Annotated in this window: 12 protein-coding genes; 1 reads left to right on the plus strand and 11 read right to left on the minus strand. The window is 40.1% G+C overall.

What is annotated here, in order from left to right:
- Positions 1–29: 29 nt before the first annotated feature.
- The 11 genes from H9649_RS16075 to H9649_RS16125 form a co-directional block, all read right to left on the minus strand.
- Complete coding sequence (locus H9649_RS16075) at positions 30–1,223, minus strand: pyridoxal phosphate-dependent aminotransferase (protein ID WP_225229951.1); 1,194 nt, start codon at positions 1,221–1,223, stop codon at positions 30–32.
- A gap of 54 nt (positions 1,224–1,277) precedes the next feature.
- Positions 1,278–1,757 (minus strand): cell wall elongation regulator TseB-like domain-containing protein, encoded by a 480-nt coding sequence (locus H9649_RS16080; protein WP_191695917.1) that lies wholly within the window; start codon positions 1,755–1,757, stop codon positions 1,278–1,280.
- Positions 1,758–1,826: 69 nt separating this feature from the next.
- Positions 1,827–4,604, minus strand: coding sequence for an ATP-dependent DNA helicase DinG (dinG, locus tag H9649_RS16085; protein ID WP_191695918.1), 2,778 nt, complete (start codon positions 4,602–4,604; stop codon positions 1,827–1,829).
- 295 nt (positions 4,605–4,899) lie between these two features.
- On the minus strand, positions 4,900–5,280 hold the full coding sequence (gene panD / locus H9649_RS16090; RefSeq protein ID WP_191695919.1) for an aspartate 1-decarboxylase: 381 nt from the start codon (positions 5,278–5,280) through the stop codon (positions 4,900–4,902).
- Entirely contained in the window at positions 5,255–6,154 is a 900-nt protein-coding gene (gene panC / locus H9649_RS16095) for a pantoate--beta-alanine ligase (protein WP_191695920.1), read from the minus strand. Before panC ends, panD begins: the two co-directional genes overlap by 26 nt.
- The gene (gene panB, locus H9649_RS16100) at positions 6,144–6,989 is read right to left on the minus strand and encodes a 3-methyl-2-oxobutanoate hydroxymethyltransferase (RefSeq protein ID WP_191695921.1); all 846 of its coding nucleotides are present in this window, start codon (positions 6,987–6,989) and stop codon (positions 6,144–6,146) included. Before panB ends, panC begins: the two co-directional genes overlap by 11 nt.
- Before the next feature lie 240 nt (positions 6,990–7,229).
- The gene (locus H9649_RS16105; protein ID WP_191695922.1) at positions 7,230–8,213 is read right to left on the minus strand and encodes a biotin--[acetyl-CoA-carboxylase] ligase; all 984 of its coding nucleotides are present in this window, start codon (positions 8,211–8,213) and stop codon (positions 7,230–7,232) included.
- Positions 8,191–9,381, minus strand: coding sequence for a CCA tRNA nucleotidyltransferase (locus H9649_RS16110; RefSeq protein ID WP_191695923.1), 1,191 nt, complete (start codon positions 9,379–9,381; stop codon positions 8,191–8,193). Before H9649_RS16110 ends, H9649_RS16105 begins: the two co-directional genes overlap by 23 nt.
- The gene (bshA, locus tag H9649_RS16115; protein ID WP_191695924.1) at positions 9,378–10,514 is read right to left on the minus strand and encodes an N-acetyl-alpha-D-glucosaminyl L-malate synthase BshA; all 1,137 of its coding nucleotides are present in this window, start codon (positions 10,512–10,514) and stop codon (positions 9,378–9,380) included. Before bshA ends, H9649_RS16110 begins: the two co-directional genes overlap by 4 nt.
- 24 nt (positions 10,515–10,538) lie before the next feature.
- Positions 10,539–11,339: a 4-hydroxy-tetrahydrodipicolinate reductase gene (gene dapB / locus H9649_RS16120; protein WP_191695925.1), complete on the minus strand. Its 801-nt coding sequence runs from the start codon at positions 11,337–11,339 to the stop codon at positions 10,539–10,541.
- A complete protein-coding gene (locus tag H9649_RS16125) occupies positions 11,339–11,674 on the minus strand; it encodes a nucleotide pyrophosphohydrolase (RefSeq protein WP_191695926.1) in 336 nt (111 codons plus the stop codon). Before H9649_RS16125 ends, dapB begins: the two co-directional genes overlap by 1 nt.
- 105 nt (positions 11,675–11,779) lie before the next feature.
- Between H9649_RS16125 and H9649_RS16130 the strand changes: the two genes are divergently transcribed.
- Positions 11,780–12,652: a YitT family protein gene (locus H9649_RS16130; protein WP_191695927.1), complete on the plus strand. Its 873-nt coding sequence runs from the start codon at positions 11,780–11,782 to the stop codon at positions 12,650–12,652.
- Positions 12,653–12,729: the final 77 nt, after the last annotated feature.

Raw genomic sequence — 12,729 nt, forward strand, 5'->3', positions numbered from 1 at the left:
ACATTAAGTAGTTCCTATAGTGATGCGTTTTATTCTTTCCAGTTCGCTTCTACAAAAGAACGAATACGTTTGACCGCTTCTTCAATTAAATCAATTGAAGTAGCATATGACAAGCGAATGGTATCAGGTGAGCCAAAACCAGAACCTGGAATGACTGCAACTTTCGCTTCTGTCAATAAAGCGGCAGCGAATGCATCAACTGTTTTGAATCCTGTCTTTTCTACTGCTTCCGATACAACTGGCAGTAAGTAAAATGCACCTTGAGGCTTCAAAACTTCGAAACCGGGAATTGCATCAAGCTGAGGATAGACGCGCTCCAAACGGGATTCAAAATCTTTTCTCATCGTTTCCACCGCATCTTGCGGACCTTCATACGCTTCAATTGCTGCATATTGTGAAGTCGTCGTCGGGTTAGATGTGGAGTGACTCGCTAAATTTGTCATCGCACTAACAACTTCCTGATTCCCGGCAATATATCCGATTCTCCATCCCGTCATCGAATGTGATTTAGACACACCATTAATGATTAAAGTGCGTTCCTTTGCATCATCCGACAGCTGCGCAATCGAAATATGAGTTTCATTGGCATAGAGCAATTTCTCATAGATTTCATCTGAAATAATCCATAAGTCATGTTGTTTACAAACATCGGCGATCTGTTGCAATTCTTCCTTCGAATAAATCATACCTGAAGGATTGCTCGGCGAATTAATGATGACTGCTTTCGTCTTGTCAGTTACAGCATCACTAATTTGCTGCGCAGTTACTTTGAAGTTTGTCTTATAAGAACTTTCAACTAGAACAGGAACGCCTTCCGCAAGCTTCACTTGTTCAGGATAGCTTACCCAATATGGTGTTGGAATGATTACTTCATCACCTGGGTTTAAGATGACTTGAAAGAGCGTATACAGCACATGTTTCGCTCCGATACCAATCATCACTTCTTGACGTGAATAATCCAATTGCTGGTCACGTTTCAATTTATTAATAACCGCATCTTTCAAAGCTGGAAGACCGCCTGAAGGTGTGTATTTTGTTTTACCTTCCTTCATTGATGTATAAGCAGCTTCTAGGATGTTATCTGGAGTATTGTAATCTGGCTCTCCTGCGCCAAGACCAATTATATCGATTCCGGATTCCTTCATTTCTTTGGCTTTTGCCGTGATAGCAAGCGTTGTAGATGGAGTCAACGTGCTCACACGTGTTGCTAAACTTTTTCTCAACTAAAATCGCTCCCTCTTGGTTCAAGATCATTGTGGCTCGAAGTTTCAAAGGATTTATAAGTTCAAAATCCTTTTCCACCACTCCCCGCTTTCAAAAAACACATAAACATAATTCAATGTGCCATTATCACTTTTAAATGCCACTTCCCAAATTGGATAATCCTCTTCCCAACCAAGTTTTACATGGAGAATCTTATCGACCTTTAACTCAGACTTGACCGTCTTGATCGCTACATCTGAAGTGACACCTTCGCTCATTGCAATTTCTTCCACCAGTTCTCCAGTTTTCTCATCAATAAAGACGGCTTTTTCTTTGCCTTCTTTATCTTTTCCAAAAACAGTAACCATGGACTTAGTGCCATTATACACTTCTGAGTGATTTACTGTAGTCAATAAGCCCGAGGACAAGACGTTTGTTTCTGCTTTGTTGATAGCACTTGAGAACGGTTTATTCGCATTATAAAAGACGAGCGAGGTGATGACAAGTATCAGAGCAAAAAGGAAAGCCGTTATAAATTTTACCCAATTCATCATATGGCATCACTTCCTATAACACGAATCGACAATTTTATAAGCTGCCAATCACGCTTTTCTTTTGGATTCCTATTCATTATAACAATCTTCTAGCTCATTCACCATACGTTCTAACGACAGTTTCTTTATAGGGACTTTTGGTAGCGCTTTTAAGAACCGTTTTCCATAAGATTTCGTCTCAATTCGTTTATCGAGAATAATGAAAAAGCCTCTGTCTTCAGATGAACGGATTAATCTACCGAAACCTTGGCGGAACCTTAAAATAGCTTCAGGTAATGCCAACTCCGTAAATGGATTAGCACCCATTTCTGAAAGCATCGCAGCTCGCGCCTTAAACACCATCTCGTCAGGAGAAGTAAATGGTAGTCGGACGATTATAACGGCAGTTAGCGCTTCTCCAGGCACATCGACGCCTTCCCAAAAGCTGTTTGTGCCGAAAAGAACTGACTTATCGAATTGCCTGAAGGACTTCAGTAATTTCATACGACTACCTGAACTAACTCCTTGGGCAATCAAAGCATAATCATCAAGTAGTTCACTTTCAATAATAAGTTCGTATGTTTTACGTAACATATCTTGCGAAGTGAAAAGAACAAACAATCTGCCTCCTGTCGCAATGACAGTTTGAATGACCGCATCGGCTACAGCTTCAATATATTCAAATTGAGAAACTTGCTGGATCGCCGGCATATCATCAACGATGAAAATCCCCGCTTTATCATAAAAATGTTCAGGGCTATCAAATACACGTAATGGGACATCCTCTGAAATGCCTAGCTGTCTTGCGACAAAACGTTCGTCTTCGTTAATGGCCAACGTACCTGACGTCCAAACAATCCCGACATTTTCTTGCTTCAAAACAGAGATGAATTGCTGGACTACACCGGAAATATTTATTGGGCTTTTTATAATACTTAAACTTCCCGGCAAACTTCTTTTATCTTTTTCAATCCATACAGTGAAACGATCTTGTTGTTTTTCAAGAAACACTTCAATCCATTCGCCTGCTTTGATTTTCAATTCTCGCGACCAATATGACCATTCCTTCATAAATGCGAGTTCATTACTCGACATAGCTTGTTGGTGAGATTCCAATTGCTTGCTAATATAATCGAGATTTCCGATATATACATTCATCAAGTCAATCATTTTTCTGAACAGTTTTTCGTCACCATTCACTTCATCAAGCGAGAATATAATGCGGTTCCCTAAATGACCTTTGTTTTCAGGATTATGCAATGAAGCTAACCTGCCTGCCACTTCATCAAAGGCAAGCGAAAACAGTTCATAGGATTCCATCAGTCTTTTAAACATATACGTTCCTTCACTGCTGAACTTATTATATATTTTCATTGTTTTATGAAGTAATTGACCTTCTGCATCTGATCCAAGTTGTCCCATAACATATTTCCAATTCATATACGATAACACAGTTTCATTTAACCTCGAAGCTGTTTGTGAAAACTGATGCGCTTCATCAATAACGACACCTGAAATAGAATGAAATACTTTTTGTTCACGGAAGGAGTCCGTTAACAACATCGAATGATTTGTAATGATAAGATTGGAATGTTGGCAGGCATCCATCATTTTTTTGTGATAATCGGCAATTAATTCGTCCTCAGCCATATGGTTCGTTCTTTTCCTAATACGATCGATGAACAACTGCCCCCCACCGGATACATTTAGCTCCCCGACATCTCCTGAAGTTGTTTCAGTAAGCCATACAAGTATTTGCATGATCGTAAATGTTTCATCATACGATTCATCAGATATTTGTAAAAGCTCTTCGAACTTGCCTAACGAAATGTATTGTTCTTTGCCTTTCATAACCGTCGCTGAGCAATCGACGTCTAGTATTTTCCGTATCCGTTCTACTTCATCTTCCATTATTCTATCGACTAGATGATTCGTAAATGTGCTGATGACGACTGGCTTGCCCGTTTCAAAAGAACGGATGGCTGCCGGCAATAGGTAACCAATTGTCTTGCCAATACCAGTTGGCACTTCTGCAATGATTTCAGATTGATCATGCAATGTTGCCCACACTGAATCCATGAATGAAAATTGTGCTTGCCTCTCCTCAAATTGAGAATACCCTTTTTTTAACAACTCTTTTTTATCGTCGTCTATTGATGGATAATTGTAACGAGATGTCGCACTGATTTCCGGCATTTTTGCAGGTTTGTACGGAATACCTCTGAACAGTCCACAGTCGTTTTGAGTTTCTTTCTTTCTGACGAATTTTAACGCATCATAAATGAGAGATGAAATATCTGAGCGCAATGAAAATGACCGCCTGTGTAGGAGATTCAACGTTTCTTGCGGCAACGTTTTCAATTTAGACAATGCGACCAATAGCAAGTGTGCAGTCGCTTCAGCATCATCATCTGCGCGATGTGCTGTTGGCAATGCGATTCCTAGTTCTTCTGCAATGTCTTGTAGTCTGTAGCTTGAAGAAGAAGGAAACAGAATTTTTGATAATTCTACAGTATCAATCTTTTTACCAATCCATTTCTGTACTTGACATCGTTTAAATTCACTTTGCAGAAATGACAAGTCAAAATCGGTATTATGGGCAACAAAAACAGTACCTTGAAGCATATCTGAAACTTGTTGTGCAATGTCTTCAAAAGCGGGTGCAGAAATTACTTCTGTTTCAGAGATGGACGTCAAGTGTTGGATAAACACTGGAATATCTCGGTATGGATTGACAAACGTCGCATATCTCTTAACAATTGCTCCATTTTTAACAAAGACAATTGCAATTTGTATGATACGATCCCCTTTGGATGGCGAATGGCCCGTAGTTTCCAAATCGACGACCGCATATGTATGGTTTTCCATTCAATCATCAACTTCCTGTTATCGATTGCGCCACTGTCTATCGGTTTCCGTAAATAATAGCTTGTGTACGGACATTTTCCGAATGATCCGTAATCAGTAGCGGCGTTCGCTTGAATCGTTGAAAGACTGCTCAAGCAAGTTGAATACTACAGCAGATTGTATCATATTCCGAACATTGTTTGCGCAATTGGGCATCTAATTTTATGTATTTGTTCAATGATTGGCAGTCTCGCTAATTGACGACGCAAAAGAATAAACACCACAAGAAGAATATACTCCCTGTAGTGTTTGCAATTTAGGCGATGACACTTGGTTTTTCTTTTATAATATCTTTTATGCCATTCTGCTCGTCCATAAGAAGTACGGTAGGTTCGTGGAACGATGCCTCTTCATCAGTTACATACACATACGAAATGATAATGACAATGTCGCCTTGTTGAACAAGCCTAGCTGCTGCCCCATTGATACAAATGACTCCACTACCTCTTTTTCCGGCAATAATATACGTTTCAAACCTTGCACCGTTATTGTTATTAACGATATGCACTTTTTCATTTGGCAATAACCCTGCAGCATCCAATAGATCGCTATCTATTGTAATACTGCCAACATAATTTAAATTCGATTCAGTTACAGTTGCTCTATGCAGTTTACTGTTCATCATCATTCGAAACATATGAACCATCCTTTGTTGACATAATAATATTATCTATCAATCTTGTTGTTGAGAATTTTACTGCGCAAGCTAATATAACTTCTTCGGAATGTTTAATGTCTTGCGTTAACCCAGGGTATGATAGAAGTGAAACATAGTCGATTGCACCAGAGCTATTAGAAGTTATTATTTCTGCTACTAACCGTTCAATTTCTTCCTTCTCTTTTTTTTGGTCATAATGATACGCACCTTGCGCTAATGCTTTGTAAATAATTGGAGCATTACAACGTTCTATCTCGGTCAGATTGACATTTCGCGAACTTTTGGCAAGTCCGTCCTCTTCCCTGACAATTGGTACACGGACGATTGTTGTACGTAAATTAAAATCCCTCACAAATGTTTCAATTATTGCGAGTTGCTGCGCATCTTTCATACCAAAATACGACCGGTCTGGGTCAACAATATTGAACAACTTCAAAACTACTTTCAGTACCCCATCAAAGTGGCCGGGCCGCTTCACTCCACAAAGTTCGTTTGCCTGAGGACCAGGTATGATTTTGATGCCACCTTCAAATGGATACATGTCTTCTGCTGTCGGTAGAAATAGTATATCGACGCCGGCATCCGCCGCCTTCAATGTGTCATTCTCGATATCCCTTGGATAACTGACGAAGTCCTCGCCTGGACCGAATTGAGCGGGATTGACAAAAATACTCATGACAACAATATCATTTTGCTCTTTTGCATGTTTTACAAGCGACAAATGACCTTCATGCAAAAAACCCATTGTCGGTACAAATCCCACCGTTTTGCTATTCCGTCCATTTCGATCGAGCAATTGTCGTAATTCAGCTATCGACTTGACGATCTGAAGCGTTTTTTTTTCAACTTTCATTGCTCTTTCCTCCGTATAATGCAGTCAACTCATCTTCTTTCATTGTAAATCGGTGACTTTCTGAAGGGAATGTGCTTGATTTTACTTCTTTGACATAATCCTCTAGTCCAATTTTGATTGAACTGCCGACGTCTGTAAATGTCTTGACGAACTTTGGGACATGGTGATGTCCGTATTTAACCGCGTCATGGAACACAAGAACTTGGCCGTCAGTCCCTGCACCTGCGCCAATACCAATTGTCGGCACGGATACGGATTTTGACACTTCTTCTGCCAACTGATAAGGAATACATTCCAAAACGATCATGCAAGCTCCAGCAGCTTCTGAAGCTAGGGCATCTTGAATGAGCTGTTCAGCGGCTGCAGCTGTCTTTCCTTGAACTTTATAGCCCCCATCAACAGCAGCAGATTGAGGTAAAAGACCAAGATGTGCAACTACTGGAATACCAGTCCCTGTTAACAACCGGGTTGTTTCGATCACTTTACCGGCACCTTCCAGTTTCAAAGCATTTGCCCCAGTTTCTTGGAACAGTCGTATAGCGGCTTGCAACGTCCGATCATCAGAACCATGATAGGAGCCAAATGGCATATCAACGACGACAAACGTGTTTTTCGCCCCTCTTCTGACCGCTTTACCATGATGAATCATGTCTTCAACGGTTACTAATGCCGTCGTCTCATAGCCAAGAACGACCATGCCAAGTGAATCCCCCACCAGCAGGACATCTATTCCCGCCTCCTCTGCAAGTTGTGCAGATGGATGATCGTATGCTGTCAACATGACAATCTTTTCATTACTTTTTTTCATCTTAGTGAAATCTGCAGTGCTTTTCATTTCGCCGATCTCCTTTTCCACTCAATTTGAATGGAGAAAACCTAAAATAAAAACCCCACTATCCAAAAAAGGACAGAAGGGTTGTGTCATAGACGATTTGGTTTCCTCCGTCCCTGTCTTTTACAAGATCAAGGCAGATACTATTCAATTAGTAACGTTCTAACGATAGTTACAGGTGCAGTTCCGGTTGATACTGCCCTTCGCACTTACTATATCAAATGATAAGAATATTGTATACCTTCATTTCTCAACGATGATATCAGCAGAATAGATTCCTCTAATCGAACCATCGTCTTGTTTCACTTCTAAAAGTCCATCTTCTGATATACCAAGTGCAACGCCTTCGATAGTTTCATTCAACATGACAGCTTTTATGCGTTTCCCAGCTGTATTTGAATATCCTTCCCAAAGAAGTTTAATAGGACTGAACCCATGTTTTTCATACATGTGGGTATACAGTTCAAGAAAGCTAAGAATTTCCGCAATAAGGCGGCTTCGATCGATGGTTTCTCCACTTTCAAGTTTTAAAGAAGTCGCAATCGATTGAATTTCTTCAGGGAAATCTTCCATATCATGGTTTATGTTCATACCAATTCCGATAATAATTGCTTTTACACGATCTGGATCAGATTGTAATTCCGTCAAAATACCAGTTATTTTCTTACCTTTAATCATAATATCGTTCGGCCATTTGATGGTCGCTTCAATTTTAACGACTTCTTCAATCGCCCTAACAATTGCTACAGCAGCCACGAGCGTCATTTGAGGAGCTTGTTGAGGCATAAGGGAAGGACGGATTATTAGACTCATCCAGATGCCTTTACGTGCAGCGGAACTCCATGGTCTAGCAAGTCTTCCTTTTCCTGCAGTCTGCTCTTCTGCAATAATCAACGTACCGTCTGGAGCTCCACTTTGCGCATCGTCATGAGCTATTGTTTGGGTCGTGCTACAACTTTCGTAGTAAGTTATATTATGACCGTACATTTTAGTTTTCAAATGTTTTTGTATGTTAGCAGCATTCACCCGATCAGGAGAATGAGTGAGAACATATCCCTTTTTCCGTATAGAAGTTATTCCGTATCCTTCTTCTTCAAATTCTTTTATATACTTCCATATCGCAGTTCTGGATAAGCCAAATTCATCTGCAAATTCTTGCCCTGATATCGGAGAGCCATTTGCTTCAAATAATCTTTTCAGCAGTTCATTCTTCACGTTTATTGTCATTTAGAAACCATTCCTTTATATCATCCATATCGTTAGCCAATTTCCCATGGAGTACAGCAGATTCAATCTTAGCTAATGATTCACCGACCCATTGGCCTCCTCTTTCATTTCGCCAGTTAATCAAATCTGTTCCCGTTACTTTCAAATCTTCTTTGGAACGGATTTTCATGTTTAATAGTGCTTTTTTAATTTCTTTTTCACTTACATGTTTTTCATCAGGATAAAGAATGGAAAATACTTTCTCTGCGATAATAAGGACATCCAATGAAAAACGGTAATAGTCTTCAATCTCGTATAGTCTGACACAGCGACTTTGGAATGCTCTCTCAACATCTGAAAGAAAAGCTTTCTCTGAATTCGACAGCTTGTATGCTTTCGCGATTTCGCTGGAAGCAAAACCTCCTGTCAGCATTAAACAAGCCCATCCTTCAGTAGTGCTATTGAAAGGTGCACAAGTCATCAACGAGCCCACACCTCTTGGGAAAAGCGGCAAATAATCTGCTAAACCACTATCAGAAACCGACTGTATCGCTCGTTGTGATTCAATACCAGTCCATAATTTGTCCATTTCGATTTTAATGCGCTCTACAGAAACTTCTCGTAATTTATTTGCGTTTTGCATGATTGCCATATAAGTGGCCCCATCAATGTCAAAGCCAAGAACTGAAGAAAATCTCATCGCTCGCAACATTCTTAATGCATCTTCTTTGAAACGTTCGTTTGGATTGCCTACTGTCTTTATGAGACGTTTTTGAAGATCGCTCACTCCTTCGAACAGGTCAATAAGTTCCCCGTTCAAATTGAGTGCAAGAGCATTAATTGTAAAGTCTCGATGTTGAAGATCTTCACGCAATGAGTTAACGAAAACAGTTCCGTGTGTTTGACTGTTATCCAACTTTGTTTTACCCGCCCGGTATGTTGTTACTTCAATCCTTTCTCCATTTAACACGACTAGAATTGTACCGTGTTCAATTCCGATATCAACCGTAACAGTAAATAACCTTTTAATGTCTATAGGTGATGCTGAAGTTGCAATATCGAAGTCTGTTGCTATTCTGTCTAGAAAATGATCCCTCACCGCTCCTCCGACAAAAACCGCATCATGTCCAGCAGATTCTAACGTTGCAATGACTTTGCGACTGGCATTTGTCCCGAAAGACGTAATCATTGACTCAAACCCGCTATTCTATAGTAAAGCTCTTCGTATTGCAGAACTATAAACTCGGAATTGAATTTCTCCTCGACAGTGTGCAATGCTTGTTCGCGAAAACGATTATACAGCTGCTCATCTGCAAAAAGTGTTAACGCATGTGCCGCAACCGCTTCAGTATCACCAAGCTCTACGAGAAATCCATTCACTCCATCTTCAACTACTTCAGGAATGCCGCCGACATTGGTCGCAATTGCAGGTACACCGCATGCAAATCCTTCTAATAAAACTAAACCGAAAGCTTCTTTTTCAGACAACAACAACATGAGATCACTAATTGCCAGCAATTCTGGAAGATCATCACGTTTTCCGGTGAATATGACATCATCTTCTAGTCCCTCTAACTTTACCTGATCCATCAAATCAAATTGCTCCGGTCCTTCTCCAACCAATAACAATTTTGCACTAATGTCTTGTCGTATCAGTTTGAAACTAGCAATTATATCAGGGATTCTTTTGACCGTTCTAAAATTCGAAATATGTATTAGCACCTTATCATTCATATCAATGCCGAGTGCAGTTTTCATACATCCGGGTTCTATCGGTTTGTATTTTTCTTCATCAATAAAATTATAAATGGTCATAATTTCTTTGTTGGGTTCGATCATTTGGAGTGTTTCTTGTCTGAGAGCTTCAGATACAGCTGTCGTAATATCGGATTTGTCAATTCCATAACGAACAGTATTTTTCAGCGCAGGATCATGGCCAAGTATTGTTACATCAGTGCCATGCAAAGTCGTAATGACGCCAATTGAAGAATTCGCCATATCTTTAGCGAGCGCAGCAGAAATAGCGTGTGGCACAGCATAATGTACATGAAGAAGGTCGAGTTCCTCCTCTATAATCACTTGTGCGATGCGGTTCGCTAATGCAATATCATATGGCGGATATTTAAAAACGGCATAGCCATCAATTTTCACTTCGTGGAATTGGATATTCGGGTGTACATCAGTGAATCTGAACGGTTTGCTAGAAGTAATATAATGCATTTCATGACCTCTCTCAGCCATCTTCAAACCTAACTCTGTTGCAACAACGCCTGAACCTCCTAATGTTGGATAACAAATGACCCCAACCTTCAGTCTTTTCAAAAACATCTCCTCTTTCTTCTCTGTTTAGTCAATTAAGTATTCGAGTCCGTAAACTAAGTCTTCTCTTGTTACAACATTACGGATAGACAATATAATGCCGGGCATAAAGCTTTTACGGTCAAATGAATCATGACGCAGTGTTAGCAGTTCTCCTTCTCCACCTAACAGGACTTGCTGATGCGCAAGTAAACCCGGCAGACGAACGCTATGAATCTTCATACCGTCTATATCCGCTCCACGAGCTCCTTGAAGATGTACTTGCTCATCTGGATGGCCTTGCAAGTGGGCTGGGCGCGAATGTTGAATCATTTCAGCTGTCTTTAATGCTGTCCCTGAAGGTGCATCCAATTTACGATCATGATGCATCTCAATAATTTCAACATCCCCTAAATAATGAGCTGCTTGCGCAGCAAACTTCATCATTAGAACAGCTCCTATCGAGAAATTCGGAGCAATAATGCAACCAATTCGATAGGTTTCGACAAGAACCGATATTTCATCCACTTGTCGTCTTGATAATCCTGACGTTCCTACAACTGGTCTAACGCCGTGTGACAAGGCATCTTGCACATTGTTAAAAACTGCATCAGGATCCGTCACATCCAAAAGCACATCGACAGCATGATTCGACATCAATTCAGACATGCTTGTGTAGATTGGAATTCCTATTCCTTCGTTATTAACAGTTCCTTTATGTAAGTGCAATCCGCCATATTTATAGTCAAGTGCAGCAACTGTCTCGGTATGACTGGATTTTTCAATCGCTTCAATTGCTGTAGATCCCATTCTTCCACGGGCCCCTGCAACGACAACTTTAATCTTCATTAGTCTTCCTCCTTTTTGGTCCATCGATCTGCATCACGGTCTTTAAATTTCGTCAACACTTCCGTTAAAGCATTTTCAAGGCTTATGCCTTGGGAATTCGCAAAACAGATGAGGACGAAAAGGAGATCGCCTGTTTCTTCTTCTAACGACTTTACTTGCTCAGTACTCTTTTTCTTTTTCATACCATAGACATGTTGCACTTCTCTCGATAATTCACCAAGTTCTTCTGTTAAGCGAGCCATCAGTTCCATTGGGGGAAAATACCCTTCTTGAAATCCGGAAATATAATCATGTACTTCTTTCTGAAGTAATTGCATTGTTTTGTACTGTTCCATTTGATTCATCCCCCTTCGTTTGATATCGTATTCATTCATAGGATAGTTGTCAAAAATTGAACAATAGTTGATAATAATAAGGTCTACAAGAAAGGTGGTCATCTTTTGTTTCGTGGCATAAAATTCAAAAACATCTTTTTCATTCTATTGGGTGCCGCCATCTTCAGCTTTGGCCTTGTTCATTTCAATATCCAACATGAACTTGCAGAAGGTGGTTTCACAGGTATTACCCTAATCCTACTATTTGCTTTCAAATGGGACCCTGCCATCATGAACCTTGTCTTAAATATTCCAATGTTTGCGATTGGCTGGAAGCTATTAGGTCGAAAAGTTTTCATCTATACAATCATCGGAACAGTTGGCGTATCAGTATTCTTGAAAGTGTTCATGAAATACCAATTTACAATTCATATGGAAGACGATATGTTCCTCGTAGCGCTCTTTGCTGGAGTATTCATTGGAATAGGACTAGGTATTATATTCCGTTTCGGTGGCACAACAGGCGGTGTAGATATTATCGCACGTTTAGCGCATAAATACATAGGATGGAGCATGGGAAAGACAATGTTCATGTTTGACGCTTTTGTCATTATGTTATCATGGGCTGTTTACTTGGACTATCGTTCAATGATGTATACGCTTGTAGCCTTGTTTGTTGGTGCACGGGTCATTGATTTTGTACAAGAAGGTGCATATGCTGCAAGAGGTGCTTTTATCATATCAGATTTCCAAGATGCCATCGCGTCCAAAATTACTGTAGATATGGATAGAGGTGTAACAGTCTTTCGAGGATACGGACATTTTACTAAATCCGATCGCGAAGTGCTGTACTGTGTTGTAGGTAAAAATGAAATCATGCGTCTAAAAAACATTGTCACGTCAATCGATCCTCATGCCTTTGTTTCAGTCATGGATGTACATGATGTTATCGGAGAAGGATTTACGCTTGATGATCAAAAACAACCATTAGATCATTAAAAAATGATGTGACCCCTAAAAGTTAGAGTTTTATATTACGCAGCTAATTGGCTGGCGTGAAGACGGTACTGAACCGG

It is taken from the genome of Sporosarcina quadrami (assembly GCF_014836615.1).
GTDB classification, from domain to species: domain Bacteria; phylum Bacillota; class Bacilli; order Bacillales_A; family Planococcaceae; genus Sporosarcina; species Sporosarcina quadrami.